This is a genomic window from Enterobacter cloacae complex sp. SHL009 (assembly GCF_049237205.1).
GTDB classification, from domain to species: domain Bacteria; phylum Pseudomonadota; class Gammaproteobacteria; order Enterobacterales; family Enterobacteriaceae; genus Enterobacter; species Enterobacter cloacae_M.
Genome location: NZ_JBMKIW010000005.1, coordinates 68339 through 85710, shown reverse-complemented (window position 1 = coordinate 85710; position 17372 = coordinate 68339). Strand labels below are relative to the sequence as shown.

The following is a 17372-nucleotide window of genomic DNA, read 5'->3' as shown; positions in this document are numbered from 1 at the left end:
AACACTCAGCCCGGCTTTTTTTATGCCTGAACCCTGGGCTGGGTCACGCGCAGGCCGCTGACGACCGCCGCGAGCGAGGCAAGGGCTCCCGCGGTGAGAAGCGCAACATGGTTGCCGTTTTGCCCGGCGAGGTTAAACATCAGGGCGACCAGGGCTGCGCCGCTGCTTTGTCCCAGAAGGCGCGCGCTCCCCAGCATGCCGCTGGCACCACCGCTGCGATGGCGCGGCGCGGAGGTGATGATGGTGTGATTGTTAGGGGACTGGAACAGGCCAAACCCAGCGCCGCACAGGATCATGCGCCAGATGATGTCCAGATCGGTTGGCGATGACGGTAGCAGAGCCAGCGCGAATAGGCCTGTCGCCATCACCGCAAGCCCCAATGCTCCCAGTAAACCGGCATGGACGCGTTCAATTAAGTAACCTGCCAGCGGCGCCATCACCATGGTCGCTAGTGGCCAGGGGGTTAACAGCAGGCCGGTCTCCACTTCTGAACGGCCGATCACGCTCTGCAGAAAGAAGGGCAGAGAAACCAGAGCCAGCATTTGGGCGCAGAACGAGCAGACAGACGTGCAAATGGAGAGGGAAAAGAGGGGAATACGCAGCAGATCCACCGGCAGTAAAGGCACGGGGAGAGTGAGCTGGCGGCGAACAAAGAAGAAGCCGATCGCCAGCAGGGCGATGAGCTCCGCGGCGGTAAGCATCAGAGACTGTCCCTGCGCAAAGCCGCTCAGCGCCGTAATCAGCAGGCCAAAGGTCAGGGCATTCATCACTGCACTCGCCACATCGAAGCGCGGCATGGTGCTTTTAGGGCCGTTAGCGGGAAGAAAGCGCAGGGCAAAGAATATAGCGACAATGCCCAGCGGCACGTTAATAGCAAACAGCCATTGCCATGACGCAACGGAAAGGATCGCCGCCGCAATAGTCGGCCCGGCGGCGGAAGAGACGGCGACAATAAACGAGTTTATCCCCATGCCGCGCCCCAGATGACGCTGGGGATAAATTAAGCGGATCAACGCCGTGTTTACGCTCATGAGCGCCGCGCCGCCAAAACCCTGCGCGATGCGGGCAAGCGTCAGGGTATGCAGCGAATCTGAAAGGGCGCATAGCAAGGACGTGAAGGTGAAAACCACCAGACCGCACTGATACACCCGACGGTAACCGAACATATCGCCCAGGAAAGAGAACGAGAGCAGGGAAACCACAATCGCAATCTGATATGCGTTAACGATCCATATCGAACTGGCGGGAGAGGCATGCAGGTCGCTGGCGATGGTTGGTAGGGCAACGTTCGCGATTGCGCCGTCAAGGACGGCCATTGAGATACCGATAATGATGGTCGCTATAGCGCCATACCGCTGGGGTAAAGGCAGGCCATCGGAAAGGGTCTTTTCCATTAGGATTAAAAAAGCTCAGCGTGAAATTATTCTCAGGATAACTATTTTAGCATTGTTACAGCCGCGATATGTCGCAGATTTGTAACGAAGTAAACGCGGATTGATTGCAGGTGACATGACGGGAACTTATAATAAAAACCGGTTCTGATTTTTATAAAACACTCTCTATGAGGTGGTAAATGGCTATTGCGGATTTGGATAAACAGCCAGATTCTGTTTCTTCCGTGCTGAAGGTGTTTGGCATCTTACAGGCGCTGGGGGATGAGCGTGAAATAGGTATTACAGAGTTGTCGCAGCGCGTGATGATGTCTAAAAGCACCGTATATCGCTTTTTACAAACCATGAAGTCGCTGGGCTACGTTGCCCAGGAAGGCGAATCTGAAAAATACTCTCTGACGCTCAAGCTGTTTGAGCTGGGCGCTCGTGCGCTGCAAAATGTTGACCTGATCCGCAGCGCTGATATCCAGATGCGTGAAATCTCTCGCCTGACCAAAGAGACCATCCATCTCGGTGCGCTGGATGAAGACAGCATTGTTTACATCCATAAAATCGACTCCATGTACAATTTGCGCATGTACTCGCGCATTGGTCGTCGCAACCCGCTCTACAGCACCGCGATTGGTAAGGTTCTGCTGGCCTGGCGCGATCGTGAGGAAGTGAAACAGATCCTCGAAGGCGTGGAATACAAGCAAAGTACCTCGCGAACCATTACCAGCACAGACGCGCTGTTAACGGTGCTCGATCGCGTACGCGAGCAGGGGTATGGCGAAGATAACGAAGAGCAGGAAGAAGGGCTGCGCTGCATCGGCGTTCCGGTGTTTGACCGCTTTGGCGTAGTAATCGCGGGCTTAAGTATCTCCTTCCCAACCTTACGCTTCTCCGAAGAGCGCCTGCATGAGTATGTGGCTATTCTGCACACTGCCGCACGTAAGATTTCTGAACAAATGGGTTATCACGACTACCCGTTTTAATCTCTGATCGCATAAAAAAACGCCGCATCTGTTGCGGCGTTTTTTATATCAGTCATGTCACCGGCTGATTAGCCATTATCAATCACGACGGATGTCTTTCGCAGGACCGGACAGTTGGTCAAGCCAACGATCCCGCTGTCAGTATGCAAATATTGCGCAGTGCTCACGCCCTGTGCCGTTAAATATTTACATTGAATCCCTAACCCGGCTGCGTTTTCGGTGCTTCCCACAAGCACGCCATAACCCGTGAGCAGAAGGCCAATCCAGACGATAGCCAGTGCAATAATTGTTCGAATAATGAAGCGCATCATTAACCTCTTTTGTCGTTGTTATCATAAAGCTAGCGTAAACGGTTTACACCATGAAACAAGTGCAGGATTCTGAAAAAAGTGCGATGGCGGTACAGTTAGCCCTTGTTTAAGATAAGCGTGTTAACCTCGTTACATCAGGTTTTTAGACGGAGTGTGGAGTGAAAAAAATACGCTGGGTAATTCTGATTATCGTGCTGATAGCGTGCGTGGTGTTATGGACGCAGACGATCAATGTGATGTGCGATCAGGATGTACAGTTTTTTAGCGGCGTTTGCGCAATCAATAAGTTTATTCCGTGGTAATACGCATTTTTTCTCAAGGTGATTTCCTTCCTTCGCGCCAGTGGTAAAATAGACGTTTTTATTGAGGTGGTGAAATGGGTGAGTTACTGAATTCAGGGCTGCTGAATATGGCATCCCTGATGATTTCTTTGGTTGTTCTGCTTGTGGGCCTGGTCATTTGGTTTTTTGTGAACCGCGCCAGCTCCCGTACTAACGAGCAGATTGAACTGCTGGAAGCGCTGCTCGATCAGCAAAAACGTCAGAATGCGCTGCTACGCCGTCTGTGTGAGGCTAACGAACCGGAAGAGAAAGACGCGCCGAAAGACGCGGTCGCTGAAGAAAGCAAAGACGAAGACGACTTTATCCGCCTGGTGGCTGAGCGTTAATCTTTTTATGCTGGGAGGTGGCTGTGGTCTGGAAAAATCCCTGGTATGACCCCTCCCTGAAACATCACACCCCGAACGGTTTTCGTAATACCGATCCTGTCGGACATCAACCCGGCGATCTTGACCGTTGGCGCAAAGCGCGTAAAGAGGCCGGTTTACCGAAGCCACCCGCGCTGGGCTATGAAGACTTTATCCAACAGTGGTGGCAACCGGTTGAGCTTACGCAACCTCATGAAGATGGGGTATGGTGGCTGGGACACGCGAGCGTAATGCTGCAGCTGGACGGCAATATCATCCTTACCGATCCGGTTTTTTCACAGCGCGCTTCTCCACTCCCTTTCCTGGGACCCCAGCGCAAAACACCTCCCGCGCTGTCAGTCTGTCAACTCAATCAGCTTGATGCGGTCGTCATCTCCCATAATCATTACGATCATCTTGATGATGCAACCCTTCGCCGAATCCTCAAACGCTTTCCCGACGTCAGTATTTTTGTTCCTTTGGGCCTCGCCGACTGGTTTCGCCGCCGGGGGGCAAAACGCGTGGTTGAGCTCGACTGGTGGCAGAGCTTCACCTGGCAGGGGATGACGCTGACCGCCGTACCGGCACAGCACTGGAGTATGCGCACGCCATGGAACCGCAATCGCTCATTATGGTGCGGCTGGGTTATGGAAGGTCGACATCATCGTTTCTGGTTCAGCGGAGATACGGGGTATTCGCCTGAGCTGCTATTGATACCTGAACGCCTTGGCCATATTGATGCTGCCGCGTTACCAATAGGTGCCTATGCCCCACGATGGTTCATGGCTGTCCATCATATGGATCCGCAATCTGCGGTGGCATTGTGGCAGCAGCTGGGTTGTCCTCTGGCGTTTCCCATTCACTGGGGCGTGTTTGAACTGGCAGATGAAGCCCTCGATGAACCTGTGCGGGAGTTAACTGACGCGCTAGATAATTTAGCGCCAGTTAATCATTCTTTCAGGGTACTGAAAGTTGGTGAATATTTATCCTTATAAGCGAAGCGATAACGTAGTGCATATATTCTGTATGTAAACGCGTGCAGGAATGTTTTATTTTTATCGAAACGTTTTGCTTGCCTTCTTTTGATGCAGAGTCATAAAAATTTCATTATTTTGGTGCATAACACTATTTAATAGTTGGTGCATTTTAATACAGTTCGGCGCGGGTTATTAACAGTGTTTTTTCTCTGAAACAATTTGGTCGCGTTACAATGATTTAAGCATAAGTTTTCACAAATTGTTCTAACTCAATCAGGACGTAAGATTTCTTTTCCCGTTTGCTGGACGCTTCGTAATGATTGAGCTATGTTAAAAAAGTCTTAGATTACAGCGCTTGTGAAAGCAACGCTGGGTCTTTGTTATGCAGCAGAGCTGTCTGTAAGTGATGCACATAATTGTGCAAAACCTGACAGGCACTGTTCGAATTTGTGCGGCGGATCGAGACATGTTTAAAAATGGCTTGCCATATTAAACATAGTGTGTGATAACACGTTTTGGGTCAAACGAGGTACAGTTCTGTTTATGTGTGGCATTTTCAGTAAAGAAGTCCTGAGTAAACACGTTGTCGTTGAATACCGCTTCTCTGCCGAACCTTATATTAGTGCCTCATGCAGTAATGTCTCAGTTTTATCTCAGTTAATGCCTGCGGGCTAAGAAAACACTCTAAGGAATTTTGCAAAATGGCAAAGATTAAAGGTCAAGTTAAGTGGTTCAACGAGTCTAAAGGTTTTGGTTTCATTACTCCTGCTGACGGCAGCAAAGACGTGTTCGTACACTTCTCTGCAATCCAGGGTAACGGCTTCAAAACTCTGGCTGAAGGCCAGAACGTTGAGTTCGAAATTCAGGACGGCCAGAAAGGCCCAGCTGCAGTTAACGTAACTGCTATCTGATCGAACCGCTGCTGACTGAAGCGCTTAGCACTTCAATCTCAGACATAAAGCCTCGCATAATGCGGGGCTTTTTATGTCCCTTATCTTTCAAAATATTACCATTGGCGGTCTTGTTAGTAACTTGTTGCAAAGCTGCGATGTTAGTAGCACTGTTTTGCCACCTTAACCCCATCTTTTCCCGTTAAATCAGGGCGTTGTTTAACAGTCCTGGGGTTCAGGTGAAGAAGAAATTGATAACCACCGCTGGCAATTTCACGCCAGCGCGTTTTGTGCTGCTCTGTTTAGCTATTTTTTGTAGTCTGGCTTTTTTGCTGGGCCGCGTTGCCTGGCTGCAAATCATCAAGCCTGACAATCTGGTGAAGCAGGAAGATATGCGATCCCTCCGCCAGCTGGCGATTGATGCGCCGCGGGGCATGATAATGGATCGCGAAGGTCGCCCCCTGGCGGTGAGCGTGCCCGTCCGGGCCGTCTGGGCCGATCCTAAAACGGTGCTGGCAAAAGGGGGCGTTGGCATTGACGAACGCTGGCAGGCGTTGGCAAACGCGCTGCATCTCTCCCTGGGCACACTTTCGGCGCGAATCAGCGCCAACCCGCAGGGGCGTTTTATTTATCTTGCCCGTCAGGTCGATCCCGCACAGGCGAAGTGGATCGATAAGCTGAATCTGCCCGGTATCAATTTACGCGATGAATCCCGCCGTTTTTATCCTGCCGGCCATGTGGCAGCGAACCTGATTGGCTTCACCAATATTGACGGGCAGGGCATTGAAGGTGTGGAAAAAAGCTTTAACGCGCAGCTGACCGGCAAGGCCGGAGTGCGGCAGGTAAGGGAAGACCGCTACGGTCGCGTGGTTGAAAACCTGACGGAAGTGGCGCCCGCGCCGGCGCATAACATCCAGTTAAGTATCGACGAGCGGCTGCAAACCATCACCGAAGATGCACTCGATAATGCCGTGGCCTGGAACAAGGCCGAGTCTGGCGCATCGGTGCTAATAAATATCCCAACCGGGGAAATACTCGCCATGGCGAGCTATCCGGATTTCAACCCCAATAATAGGGAAGGCGCGACGATAAACGATTTTCGTAATCGCGCGATCAGCGATACGTTCGAACCCGGTTCGACGGTCAAGCCGCTGGTGCTGATGACGGCCCTGCAGCAGGGCCTGGTCCAGCCGGACAGCGTGATTGACACTCACCCGTATACCCTTGACGGGCATCGTATCCGCGACGTGGGCTATTATCCTGAACTGACGATGACCGGGATCCTGCAAAAATCGAGCGACACCGGCGTATCCCGACTCTCTCTGGCAATGCCTGTCCAGCATCTTATTGATACCTATCGAAACTTTGGGTTTGGCACGAATACGGGGCTTGGCTTAACGGGCGAGAGCGCGGGGCTGTTGCCAAATCGTAAATACTGGAGCCAGCTCGATCGTGCGACCTTTGCCTTCGGCTACGGGCTGATGGTGACGCCGCTCCAGCTGGCGCACGTCTACGCCACGATCGGCGGCTTCGGGCTCGAGCGACCTCTCTCGATTACGCGTATCGATCCACCCGTTATCGGGCACCGGGTCATGCCGGAAGAGATCGCACACGAGGTGGAACACATGATGGAGAGCGTTGCGCTGCCCGGCGGCGGGGGCGTTAAGGCCGCCGTTCGCGATTACCGGGTGGCGGTGAAAACCGGCACGGCGAAGAAAATTGACGACAGCGGAAAGTATGTCGATAAATACGTTGCGTATACGGCCGGCGTTGCGCCCGCCAGCGATCCGCGCTTTGCCCTGGTGGTGGTCATTAACGATCCGCAAAATGGCGCCTACTACGGCGGTGCCGTTTCCGCGCCTGTTTTCAGCGAGATTATGGGTAACGTGCTGCGTCTGGAGAATGTAAAACCTGACGGGTTACCGGCGGGTTCCGACCACCTTATCGTTATGCGTTAACCGGGCGTTTATAACCAGGGCGAATAGCGGTACACTTCGCCCTTTGATTATGCTCCGGAGTCACCATGTCCTTCAGCTGTCCCCTTTGCCACGCCCCCCTGACGCATTCAGATAAAAGCTATACCTGTCCGCAGGGGCATCAGTTTGATATGGCAAAAGAAGGCTACGTGAATCTTCTGCCGGTGCAGCATAAGCGCTCCCGCGATCCAGGCGACAGTGCAGAGATGATGCAGGCGCGTCGTGCGTTTCTGGATGCCGGGCACTATCTGCCGCTGCGGGAGACCGTCGCGCAGATGCTGAATGACATCCTGCCGGGTTCAGCCACCGCCATGCTCGATATCGGCTGCGGGGAAGGGTACTACACCGCACGGTTTGCCGGGATCGCACGCGAGAAGGGCGCGTTGACATTCGGTCTGGACGTGTCGAAAGTGGCCATTCGCGCGGCGGCAAAGCGTTACGCGGACGTGACGTTCTGCGTGGCATCCAGCCACCGGCTGCCGTTTGACGATGCCAGCATGGATGCGGTTATCCGCATTTACGCGCCCTGCAAGGCGGAAGAGCTGGCTCGCGTGGTGAAACCGGGCGGATGGGTCGTCACCGTGACGCCGGGCCCGCGTCATCTGATGGAGCTGAAAGGGCTGATCTACGACGAAGTGCGACTGCATGCCCCTCATTCTGAACAGCTGGCCGGTTTTACCCTGAAGCAGGAGCAAACCGTAGCGTATGAAATGACGCTGAAAGGGGAAGAAGCAACCGCGCTGCTGCAGATGACGCCGTTCGCGTGGCGGGCAAAACCGGAAGTGTGGGAAGCGTTAGCTCTACAATCAATATTTAACTGCCAGACGGATTTCAGTATCCACGTCTGGCAGCGCGAAGATTAACCGGCGAAGTGTGCCCAGAGGATCTGGGCACCAATGCCAATCAGCACAATTCCTCCCAGGATCTCGGCGCGTTTACCCAGCAGCGGGCCGATAAACCGTCCGACCATCATGCCCAGCGTGGACATGATCAGCGTTGCGCAGCCGATGGCCAGCGCGGTGGCGATAATATTGACCTGCAGGAATGCCAGACCGACGCCGACGGCCATCGCATCAAGGCTGGTGGCAATCGCCGTGGTGACCAGCAGCCAGAACCCGTGGCGGTGCTGCGGCTCCTCGTCTTCATCATCACTGCCGCGAAAACCTTCTATCACCATTCGGCCACCGAGAAACACCAGCAGTACGAAGGCAATCCAGTGGTTCCACTCCAGCACGAACTGGCTGGCGAGCATGCCAAGTCCCCAACCGATAAGCGGCGTCAGCGTTTCGATAGCGCCAAAAATGAGGCCGGTACGCAGGGCTTCTGAGAACTTAGGTTTGTGGAGCGTGGCACCTTTTCCGATGGAAGCCGCAAAAGCGTCCATGGACATGCCAAAAGCGAGGAGGATCGTAGCGGAGATATTCATAACAGCGTCCAGACCGGGGATATCCATATGACACATCACTGCCCCCAGTAAACAGCAGTTGATGTATCTATGGTCTCGCCTGATCGCGCCGCACATAAGATGTGCTGTCAGCGATCCGTACGCGCCACGTTTTTCAACGAGTATGTTGACACGTACATTTCCTGCGAACAGGAAATCGGCTACTCCCCAACGACGGGCGCAACCTTAACATATTTTGAGAATATAAAACAACAACGAAGAGGCATTATTTAAAATGCTTGGTGATAACGATTTTCATTTGTCTTTAAGCGTGAAAATATCGTTAACAAATAGAGAACAAATTAACGAAGGGGATATAGCTTCGGCTATATTTCTTGCGCAAGATAAACACAGAATATAGCCATTGCTATATATTTAACTCATTGAGTTTTAACAAGTAACTTGTATATTTTTTCCAGGTCGTCAATATTCTTCACCCGAATAAGCAGGCGGCGTTGTTCTAATTGCATCACCAGCACGCCGTCTTCGGATAAATTCATCTCTTTAATACGGTTATATTCTATCCACACATTGGCGAAGAAAAATCCGCGGGATTTAAAAATGATTTTCGGCGTGCGGATCCAGAACAGATAAACCGCCATTAATGCCAGCGCACATAATAACCATGTGGTTAATATTGCACCATGGCTGGTGACGTTATTGTAAATAAGAATAACGATGAGACCCGCGAAGATAAACGCATCCACGCGCCCGCGTCGCAGAAGGGGAAGGGAGAGCAGCGTCTCGCCGTGACGGCGGGGCATGATGAATTCGTCATAGATCGCGTATGCCAGAAGGGCGGCAATAAATAAAACCAGTACGATGTCCGTGACAGTCATTCATCCTCCAGATAAAAAAACCGGGGGCAAGCCCCCGGCCTATAGCATTGAAACTTACAGACCCAGCAGGCCGACAGCGTAGCCCGCGATACCGATGACGAAGAAGCCAACGATAATCCACAGCGGGTTCACTTTCTTACGCAGCAGCCACATGCAGGCAAAGGTCAACAGCAGCGGTACCAGGCCTGGCATCAGCTGGTCCAGAATCGTCTGCACGGTGGTGACGCGGGTCTGACCATCCTGACCGGTGATGGTTGATACCACCAGCGGGATGTTCACGTGCGTCCACTTGTTAACCAGCGCCCCCATGACAAACAGGCCGAGGATTGACGCCCCCTCAGTCAGTTTTTGCAGGAAGCCGCCGCCCATGTCCTTAACGATGTCCACCCCTTTACGGTAGCCGTAGGCCACACCGTAGTAACGGGTCAGCAGGCGCACGGCGTTGAACAGGATGAAGAACAGCAGCGGGCCAAGCAGGCTGCCGCTCATCGCGATACCGGCACCCAGCGCCGCGAAGACCGGACGCACGGTACCCCAGAAGATTGGGTCACCGACGCCGGCCAGCGGGCCCATCAGGCCGACTTTGATACCGTTGATGGCACCGTCGTCAATCTCTGCGCCGTTCGCACGCTGTTCTTCCATCGCCAGCGTTACGCCCAGAACCGGAGCCGCTACGTAAGGATGGGTGTTAAAGAATTCCAGGTGACGCTTGATCGCCTGACGGCGCGCTTCGTTGTTTTCCGGGTACAGGCGTTTGATCGCCGGCACCATGGAGAAGCAGAAGCCCAGCGCCTGCATACGTTCGAAGTTCCATGAACCCTGAAACAGGTTAGAACGGATGAACACGCCACGAATATCACCCGGAGTGAGTTTTTTCTCGGTGGTAGTTTTTGTCATATCAACCATTTCGCTCACCTGCTAGTCCAGTTCGTTATCGAGATCGTTGTTACCAGCAGCCTGCGCTGGGGCACCCGCGACGCGGTTATATTTCGGGCTGAGCTGGATGTAGAGAATCGCCATTACCGCACCAATCACACCCAGTGCAACCAGGTTGAAGTTGGTGAAGGCAGCGGTCACGAAGCCGAGGTAGAAGAACGGCATCAGATAGCCTGCGCGCATCATGTTGATGACCATCGCATAACCGACGACCACGATCATGCCGCCCGCGATGTTCAGACCGCCGGTGACCACTTCTGGAATGGCGTTCAGCATGCTCTGCACTTCACTGGTACCAACAGAGATCGCCACGATAACCGCCGGGATCGCGATACGCATCGCCTGCAGGAACAGGGATGAAACGTGGATCCACGACAGTGCCGTGAGGTTGCCGTTTTCGGCCGCCTTATCCGCCGCGTGCTGGAAGGCAACGGTGATAGTACGAACGATGATGGTCAGAACCTGGCCAGCTGCAGCCAGCGGGATCGCCAGCGCGATACCGGCACCAATACTCTGGTGACCAGCAATAACCAGAACGGTCGAAATGATAGAGGCCAGCGCGGCATCGGGCGCAACCGCCGCGCCGATGTTCATCCAGCCCAGGGCGATCATTTCCAGGGTACCACCGATGATGATACCGGTTTTCATGTCACCCAGAACGGCCCCAATCAGCGTACAGGCCACCAGAGGGCGGTGGAACTGAAATTCATCAAGTACGGATTCCATACCCGCAATACATGCGACGACGAACACCAGCACAATCTGAAGAGTGGTAATCTCCATTGCACTTCTCCTATTACATAAACTTTATATGAGAACCGGCGCGGGCTTATTTCCCAACTTTGCCGATCAAATCCATCATTTTCAGTTTTTGATCCGTAGAAACCTTACGGGCTTCCAGTTCAATACCGCGCGCATTCAGCTTGTTGAATGCCTCGATATCTTTCGCATCGACTGAAATGGCGTTGTTGACCTGCGTTTTGCCCTGACGGAATGCCATACCACCGATGTTCACGGAGGTGATTTTCACGCCGCCTTCAACAATGCGCTCAACGTCTGTCGGGTTAGTGAACAGGAGCATTACGCGTTCACCCGCGTATTTCGGGTTGTTGTAAACGCGGATCATCTTGGCGACATCCACGACGTGCGCGGTAACGCCAGGAGGAGCAACCTGAGTCAGAAGGGTTTTACGTACGGTATCGGCGGCAACTTCGTCGCTGACCACAATAATGCGTCGAACGTTGGTCTCTTTGGTCCAGCGCGTCGCGACCTGGCCGTGGATTAAGCGGTCATCAATACGCGCCAGGCCGATGACCATGTAATCGTTCGGGCCCATCGGTTTTGCCGGTGTAGCCGCTTTTGGTGCCGCTGCGGGAGCAGGGGCAGGTTTTTCAACCGGCTGCGCCTTCAGGGCTTTTACCCCTTCGCGACCGGTTTCAACGGCCAGCGCCACCAGCTCATCAAACGCCGGATTGTCGTCGCGCGCCATGAAGGTTTCCACCAGCATGGGAATATTAACCCCGGCGACAACTTCATAGTGCTCTTTATCGACGACAATGCGGCTGGCGGCATTGAACGGGCTGCCGCCCCATGTATCAACGAGAAACAGCACGCCTTTGCTGGTATCCAGCTTCGCGAGTTGAGCGTTGTACTTCTCTATCAGCGTCTCGGCGTTTTCACCGGGAACGAAATCGATCCAGCCGACGTTTTCCTGCTCGCCCAACAGCATCTCTGCCGTTTTGAGTAGCTGCTCAGCAGCCCAACCATGTGTGCCTATGACAATAGCAATGGTCACTTGCTACCTCCTTTTATTATCATTAATACGCCTGCCAGGCAGCCGTACTGAGAATCGTATTGGCGAACCGAATCGATTCAGATAAGGGTTAGAGTTCAAAAAAACTAAGACTTCCGCGAATTATTTTAGATAGTGAAAAAATAATTTATGTGATGAAGATCCGTAATTTAGCCACGCGTGACAGATTTATCTGTAGCGTAAAGCCGCTGTGTTACAGAACTTTGCAAAGGAACGTAAATCTTTGCTAAAAACACAGTGTCTCTGATATGTTTAGCCTCCGTTTAATCGTTCAGGAGTATAGGGTTACAGCCCACTATATGGACCGTCACCGACGTCAGTCATCTGCCAGGCCATTTCGCGCCTTATTCACCGGCGATCCTCGCCACGTATCAACTCTGTTTGCCTCTGTTTTGCCCACGATGAGTGGGGCACCGTTTCGTCATTCCTTTAGCAGGAGCTTGTCATGGAATTCTTAATGGACCCGTCAATCTGGGTGGGATTGCTCACGCTGGTGGTGCTGGAGATTGTTCTCGGCATTGATAACCTGGTGTTTATCGCCATCCTTGCGGACAAACTGCCGCCAAAACAGCGTGATAAAGCGCGTCTGATTGGTCTCTCGCTGGCGCTGGTTATGCGACTGGGGCTGCTCTCCGTCATCTCCTGGATGGTCACGCTGACCAAACCACTATTCTCCATCATGAACTACACCTTCTCCGGGCGTGATTTAATCATGCTGATTGGGGGGATATTCCTGCTTTTCAAAGCGACGACGGAGCTACACGAGCGGCTGGAAAACCGTCAGCACGATGACGGGCACGGTAAAGGCTATGCCAGCTTCTGGGTGGTGGTGCTGCAGATCGTGGTGCTTGATGCGGTCTTCTCGCTGGATGCGGTGATCACGGCGGTCGGCATGGTGAATCATCTGCCGGTAATGATGGCGGCTGTCGTTATTGCGATGGCGGTCATGCTGCTGGCCTCGAAGCCGCTGACGCGCTTCGTTAACCAGCATCCAACGGTGGTCGTGCTGTGTCTGAGCTTCCTGCTGATGATTGGTCTGAGCCTGGTGGCGGAAGGTTTTGGCTTCCATATTCCGAAAGGCTACCTGTACGCCGCGATTGGCTTCTCGATTCTGATCGAGCTGTTCAACCAGATTGCGCGCCGTAACTTTATCAAGCAGCAGTCGAATCAGCCGCTGCGCGCCCGTACCGCAGACGCGATACTGCGCCTGATGGGCGGTCGTCGTCAGGTGAACGTCCAGTCTGATTCCGAAAACCATAACCCGGTTCCGGTCCCGGAAGGGGCGTTTGTGGAACAAGAGCGCTACATGATTAACGGCGTGCTCTCCCTGGCCTCCCGTTCGCTGCGCGGCATCATGACGCCACGCGGGGAAATCAGCTGGGTTGATGCAAACCTGAGCGTCGATGAAATTCGCCAGCAGCTGCTCTCTTCTCCGCACAGCCTGTTCCCGGTGTGTCGCGGTGAGCTGGATGAGATAATCGGCGTGGTGCGGGCAAAAGAGATGCTGGTGGCCCTGGAAGAGGGCGTCAACGTGGAAGCCGTTGCCGCCGCGTCGCCTGCGATTGTCGTGCCGGAAACGCTGGATCCTATCAACCTGCTCGGGGTGCTGCGCCGCGCTCGCGGTAGCTTTGTTATCGTCACCAACGAGTTTGGCGTGGTGCAGGGGCTGGTTACGCCGCTGGACGTGCTGGAAGCGATTGCCGGTGAATTCCCGGATGCCGACGAAACGCCAGAGATCGTTGCCGACGGTGAAGGCTGGCTGGTTAAAGGTACCACCGACCTGCACGCGCTCTCGCACACGCTGGGCCTGGAAAACGTCATCAACGATGAAGAAGACATCGCGACCGTTGCCGGTCTGGTTATCGCGGTTAACGGGCAAATCCCGCGCGTCGGAGATGTTATCGAGCTGGCACCGCTGCACATTACGATCGTTGAAGCCAACGACTATCGCGTTGATATGGTTCGCATTGTTAAAGAACAATCAGCCCACGACGAAAATGAGTAGGCCGGCTTAGCGCAGCGGCATTAAGGGCACGATGTGCCCGTTATGATGCGCTGGCGGGGGCGCGCCTCCCGCCAGCCACTTCGGAAAATCCCGTAGCGGCATGGGCCGCGCATAGAAAAACCCCTGCAGGACAGGTACGCCATGGCGGCGCAGGTAGCGCGCCTGCTCCTCCGTTTCGACCCCTTCAGCAACCAGTTCAATATTCAGCCGCTGGCCCAACGCAATAATCATATCCGTCACCGTCGAGTTCACGGCGTCGGTGCCGATGGCGGTGGTAAACGACCGATCGATTTTCAGCACGTCCGGGTGCAGCTTTTCAAGCCAGGAGAGGGAGCTGTTCCCGGTCCCGAAATCGTCGATGGCCAGCTTTACCCCTTTGCGATGCAGTTCGCGAACGATGCGATAATCCGCATCCAGCAGCGCATCCCGTTCCGTAAGTTCAATCACCAGCTGCTGGCACGGACGGGCGCTGAACCAGAGATGGTTCAGGTCCTGTATCAACGCCGCGTGACGGAAATGGCTGGCGGCGACGTTAATAGCGATGTGAAAACCGGCGCTGGAAGGGAAGTAGCCTATCTGGCGCACCGTTTCGGCGATGACGTAGCGGGTCAGGGGGACAATCTGGTTATGTTCTTCTGCCAGAGGGATAAACACCTCCGGGGAGATCCATCCCTGACGCGGATTATTCCAGCGCAGCAGGATCTCCACGCCGGTGCAGGCCTGGGTACGGGCATTCACCAGCGGCTGACAGAAAAGCTCAAATTCCCGCCCCGCAATCCCCATATCGATCTCCCACGTAAAGCTCATCCGGTTTGCCGTTGCCAGCCAGGCGAGATAACCCAGCAGCAGGCTAAGCATGAGCCCGAGAGGCAGCTGGGCTGGCAGGCTTTTTAAGGCTAATTCTCCAGGGCCTGGCCCGCTAACCGTAATGGTGAAAGGATTTCGGGCTGAAGATTGCTGGAAAAGAGAGCCCTCCTCGTCGAAGGTCAGGCTGTCGCTGACGCGTTGTCCATAGCGCAGAAAGCGATCGCCCACGGTCAGCGCCACGTCATTGATGAGCGGGCGCTGGGGCTCCAGGATCATTTTGGCGATCAGATCGATATTGATGATCTCGATAACGCCAGCTTCACCGTCCTGAGAGACGGGATACCACTGGATCAATATCGGGCTACCCTTAAGCAGCCACTGATCGCTCGATAAAATCAGCTTCGCCGTGCTGGCGGGTAATTCTTTCAGGAAGTCGCGAACGGGCACATTGCGGCTGCCGAAAATACTCGAGCAGTACAGAATACCGTCTTTAATCAGGGCGATGGAGCGTACCGTCTGCAAAATGGCTGCCTGCTTTCGCAGCGCGAGGTGCGCCTGCGGGCAGGGCTGCCCCACCAGGGGCTGCAGCACGCTGCGGCGGTTCTCTAAAGAAAGCAGGACGTTATCAAGGGCGCGAACGGTGTGGCTGGTAAAATCGAGGATCCGCTGTTGGTTAACATTGCGCTGCGAAATAAAGCGAATGCCTAACGTCAGGATGAGCGTGAGGAGCGCAACCGTCACACAGACGATAGCGCGTTTTCGGCGATAGTTTTTAATGATCGTTTGTGCAGTTTGCATGAACGGTCGCCTGATAAGCCACCAGCCACAAAAGCCGGACGCAACAGTAAAAGTGTAGTGGGGAAAGCAGAAGGAGACGAGAAAGAAGAGGGAAATTCGCCCATCCGTTGCAGATGGGCGAAAGGCAGTATTAGTCGCACTGCACCTTAATGGCCAGGCCACCGCGGGACGTCTCGCGGTATTTCGCGTTCATGTCCTTGCCGGTTTCGTACATGGTTTCAATCACCTTATCCAGCGATACGCGAGGTTCGCTGGTACGGCGCATCGCCATCCGTGAGGCGTTGATGGCTTTCACCGAGGCAATCGCGTTACGCTCGATGCACGGCACCTGAACCTGGCCCGCGACCGGGTCACAGGTCAGACCGAGGTTATGTTCCATACCGATTTCCGCCGCCACGCAGACCTGCTCAGGGCTTGCGCCCAGCAGCTCTGCCAGACCGGCCGCCGCCATGGAGCAGGCAACGCCCACTTCACCCTGACAGCCCACTTCCGCACCGGAGATGGAGGCATTCATTTTGTACAGCGCACCAATGGCACCTGCCGCCAGGAAATAGCGGATATAGATGTCCGGCGTTACGGGCTCAATAAAGTGATCGTAGTAGGCCAGCACTGCCGGAACGATACCGCACGCACCGTTGGTTGGCGCCGTCACGACGCGGCCACCGGCGGCGTTCTCTTCGTTAACCGCCAGGGCAAACATGTTTACCCAGTCAACCACGTTCATCGGGTCGTTGGAGAACTTGTCCGTGGTCACCAGCATACGGCGCAGGGCAGAGGCACGACGCGGTACGCGCAGTGGACCCGGCAGAACCCCTTCGGTGTTCATCCCGCGGTCGATACAGGCGCGCATGGTTTGCCAGACGTTCGCAAAATAGTCTTCAATCTCTTTTTTGCTGTGCAGGGCCAGTTCGTTCTGCATCACCATGCCGGACAGTGAAAGACCGGTCTCTTTGCAGTAGCCAAGCATTTCGGTAGCCGATTTGAACGGGTACGGTACGCTGACGTCGCCGACGCTGTCTTTGCCAAAATGCTCTTCATCCACGATGAAGCCACCGCCGATGGAGTAGTACGTTTTGCTGTAAATCTCTTTTTCACCGCTGTAAGCGTGAATGGTCATGCCGTTTTCGTGCAGCGGCAGGTTGTCGCTGCGAAAACGCATGCCGTCATCCTGCGGGAAATCGACTTCCTGCTGGCCGTTTGCCAGCAGCAGGCGGCCGCGTGTTTCCACGTCGCGGATGAATGCCGGGATGGCATCAATATCTACGGTATCCGGCATATTGCCTGCCAGACCCATAATAATGGCGATATCGGTGTGGTGGCCTTTACCCGTTAATGACAGCGAGCCGTAAACATCCACGGCGACACGGGTAACGCTTTCCAGTAATCCTTTTTCGACCAGATCATCGACGAACTGTTTACCGGCCTTCATCGGGCCAACAGTATGGGAAGACGAAGGGCCAATTCCCACTTTGAACATGTCGAATATACTAATCACTTTCACACTCCTGACAGGGTTACCGGGGTTC

At 54.2% G+C, this 17372-nt stretch carries 18 protein-coding genes and 1 pseudogene; 10 read left to right on the top strand and 9 right to left on the bottom strand.

The features are described from left to right. Nucleotides 1-20: 20 nt before the first annotated feature. Nucleotides 21-1394: an MFS transporter gene (locus tag ACOTZC_RS13390; protein WP_045620335.1), complete on the bottom strand. Its 1374-nt coding sequence runs from the start codon at nt 1392-1394 to the stop codon at nt 21-23. A 179-nt stretch (nt 1395-1573) separates the two neighbouring features. On the opposite strand from ACOTZC_RS13390, the gene kdgR reads away from it, so the two are divergent. Continuing rightward, nucleotides 1574-2365: a DNA-binding transcriptional regulator KdgR gene (kdgR, locus tag ACOTZC_RS13385; protein ID WP_045405207.1), complete on the top strand. Its 792-nt coding sequence runs from the start codon at nt 1574-1576 to the stop codon at nt 2363-2365. A gap of 68 nt (nt 2366-2433) precedes the next feature. On the opposite strand, the gene ACOTZC_RS13380 is transcribed toward kdgR, so the two are convergent. Continuing rightward, entirely contained in the window at nt 2434-2673 is a 240-nt protein-coding gene (locus tag ACOTZC_RS13380) for a YobH family protein (protein WP_023312207.1), read from the bottom strand. 161 nt (nt 2674-2834) lie between these two features. Here ACOTZC_RS13380 and mgrB point away from each other — a divergent pair, with 161 nt between their 5' ends. From mgrB to rlmA, 7 genes and pseudogenes are all read left to right on the top strand, one after another. Next, the gene (gene mgrB / locus ACOTZC_RS13375) at nt 2835-2978 is read left to right on the top strand and encodes a PhoP/PhoQ regulator MgrB (protein ID WP_006175995.1); all 144 of its coding nucleotides are present in this window, start codon (nt 2835-2837) and stop codon (nt 2976-2978) included. A 74-nt stretch (nt 2979-3052) separates the two neighbouring features. Then, nucleotides 3053-3343 (top strand): YebO family protein, encoded by a 291-nt coding sequence (locus tag ACOTZC_RS13370; protein WP_023312206.1) that lies wholly within the window; start codon nt 3053-3055, stop codon nt 3341-3343. Nucleotides 3344-3366: 23 nt separating this feature from the next. After that, nucleotides 3367-4356: an MBL fold metallo-hydrolase gene (locus tag ACOTZC_RS13365; RefSeq protein WP_421635817.1), complete on the top strand. Its 990-nt coding sequence runs from the start codon at nt 3367-3369 to the stop codon at nt 4354-4356. Nucleotides 4357-4881: 525 nt separating this feature from the next. Beyond that, nucleotides 4882-5026: pseudogene (locus tag ACOTZC_RS13360) on the top strand (DUF2627 domain-containing protein). Between the two features lie 13 nt (nt 5027-5039). Further along, the gene (cspE, locus tag ACOTZC_RS13355) at nt 5040-5249 is read left to right on the top strand and encodes a transcription antiterminator/RNA stability regulator CspE (protein WP_001062678.1); all 210 of its coding nucleotides are present in this window, start codon (nt 5040-5042) and stop codon (nt 5247-5249) included. 218 nt (nt 5250-5467) lie between these two features. Beyond that, a complete protein-coding gene (gene ftsI / locus ACOTZC_RS13350; protein ID WP_045404379.1) occupies nt 5468-7186 on the top strand; it encodes a peptidoglycan glycosyltransferase FtsI in 1719 nt (572 codons plus the stop codon). A 65-nt stretch (nt 7187-7251) separates the two neighbouring features. Further along, nucleotides 7252-8067, top strand: coding sequence for a 23S rRNA (guanine(745)-N(1))-methyltransferase (gene rlmA, locus ACOTZC_RS13345; protein WP_126303777.1), 816 nt, complete (start codon nt 7252-7254; stop codon nt 8065-8067). Here rlmA and mntP read toward each other — a convergent pair. The 5 genes from mntP to manX form a co-directional block, all read right to left on the bottom strand. Further along, the gene (gene mntP / locus ACOTZC_RS13340; RefSeq protein WP_126303775.1) at nt 8064-8630 is read right to left on the bottom strand and encodes a manganese efflux pump MntP; all 567 of its coding nucleotides are present in this window, start codon (nt 8628-8630) and stop codon (nt 8064-8066) included. The two genes, rlmA and mntP, sit on opposite strands and share 4 nt — an antisense overlap. A 398-nt stretch (nt 8631-9028) precedes the next feature. Then, on the bottom strand, nt 9029-9487 hold the full coding sequence (locus ACOTZC_RS13335; RefSeq protein ID WP_045404374.1) for a DUF986 family protein: 459 nt from the start codon (nt 9485-9487) through the stop codon (nt 9029-9031). A 54-nt stretch (nt 9488-9541) separates the two neighbouring features. Beyond that, nucleotides 9542-10393 (bottom strand): PTS mannose transporter subunit IID, encoded by an 852-nt coding sequence (locus ACOTZC_RS13330; protein ID WP_006810994.1) that lies wholly within the window; start codon nt 10391-10393, stop codon nt 9542-9544. A 12-nt stretch (nt 10394-10405) separates the two neighbouring features. Continuing rightward, the gene (gene manY / locus ACOTZC_RS13325; protein ID WP_008500490.1) at nt 10406-11206 is read right to left on the bottom strand and encodes a PTS mannose transporter subunit IIC; all 801 of its coding nucleotides are present in this window, start codon (nt 11204-11206) and stop codon (nt 10406-10408) included. Between the two features lie 46 nt (nt 11207-11252). After that, nucleotides 11253-12218: a PTS mannose transporter subunit IIAB gene (gene manX / locus ACOTZC_RS13320; RefSeq protein ID WP_045404371.1), complete on the bottom strand. Its 966-nt coding sequence runs from the start codon at nt 12216-12218 to the stop codon at nt 11253-11255. A gap of 266 nt (nt 12219-12484) precedes the next feature. On the opposite strand from manX, the gene ACOTZC_RS13315 reads away from it, so the two are divergent. Beyond that, complete coding sequence (locus ACOTZC_RS13315; protein ID WP_416178197.1) at nt 12485-12694, top strand: protein YoaL; 210 nt, start codon at nt 12485-12487, stop codon at nt 12692-12694. Continuing rightward, nucleotides 12682-14241 carry a CNNM family cation transport protein YoaE gene (yoaE, locus tag ACOTZC_RS13310; protein ID WP_126303773.1) on the top strand — a complete coding sequence of 520 codons (1560 nt, stop codon included), beginning with the start codon at nt 12682-12684 and terminating at the stop codon, nt 14239-14241. Before ACOTZC_RS13315 ends, yoaE begins: the two co-directional genes overlap by 13 nt. Nucleotides 14242-14247: 6 nt before the next feature. Here the strand turns inward: yoaE and ACOTZC_RS13305 are convergent, their stop codons facing one another. Next, entirely contained in the window at nt 14248-15846 is a 1599-nt protein-coding gene (locus ACOTZC_RS13305) for an EAL domain-containing protein (protein WP_248162045.1), read from the bottom strand. 130 nt (nt 15847-15976) lie between these two features. Next, nucleotides 15977-17341, bottom strand: coding sequence for an L-serine ammonia-lyase (gene sdaA / locus ACOTZC_RS13300; RefSeq protein WP_023312197.1), 1365 nt, complete (start codon nt 17339-17341; stop codon nt 15977-15979). Nucleotides 17342-17372: the final 31 nt, after the last annotated feature.

Bases quoted from the DNA above. Each gene is read 5' to 3' on its own strand.
- ACOTZC_RS13390 (WP_045620335.1), bottom strand. From the start codon at position 1,394: ATGGAAAAGACCCTTTCCGATGGCCTGCCTTTACCCCAGCGGTATGGC.
- kdgR (WP_045405207.1), top strand. From the start codon at position 1,574: ATGGCTATTGCGGATTTGGATAAACAGCCAGATTCTGTTTCTTCCGTG.
- ACOTZC_RS13380 (WP_023312207.1), bottom strand. From the start codon at position 2,673: ATGCGCTTCATTATTCGAACAATTATTGCACTGGCTATCGTCTGGATT.
- ACOTZC_RS13370 (WP_023312206.1), top strand. From the start codon at position 3,053: ATGGGTGAGTTACTGAATTCAGGGCTGCTGAATATGGCATCCCTGATG.
- cspE (WP_001062678.1), top strand. From the start codon at position 5,040: ATGGCAAAGATTAAAGGTCAAGTTAAGTGGTTCAACGAGTCTAAAGGT.
- rlmA (WP_126303777.1), top strand. From the start codon at position 7,252: ATGTCCTTCAGCTGTCCCCTTTGCCACGCCCCCCTGACGCATTCAGAT.
- mntP (WP_126303775.1), bottom strand. From the start codon at position 8,630: ATGAATATCTCCGCTACGATCCTCCTCGCTTTTGGCATGTCCATGGAC.
- ACOTZC_RS13335 (WP_045404374.1), bottom strand. From the start codon at position 9,487: ATGACTGTCACGGACATCGTACTGGTTTTATTTATTGCCGCCCTTCTG.
- ACOTZC_RS13330 (WP_006810994.1), bottom strand. From the start codon at position 10,393: ATGGTTGATATGACAAAAACTACCACCGAGAAAAAACTCACTCCGGGT.
- manY (WP_008500490.1), bottom strand. From the start codon at position 11,206: ATGGAGATTACCACTCTTCAGATTGTGCTGGTGTTCGTCGTCGCATGT.
- ACOTZC_RS13315 (WP_416178197.1), top strand. From the start codon at position 12,485: ATGTTTAGCCTCCGTTTAATCGTTCAGGAGTATAGGGTTACAGCCCAC.
- yoaE (WP_126303773.1), top strand. From the start codon at position 12,682: ATGGAATTCTTAATGGACCCGTCAATCTGGGTGGGATTGCTCACGCTG.
- ACOTZC_RS13305 (WP_248162045.1), bottom strand. From the start codon at position 15,846: ATGCAAACTGCACAAACGATCATTAAAAACTATCGCCGAAAACGCGCT.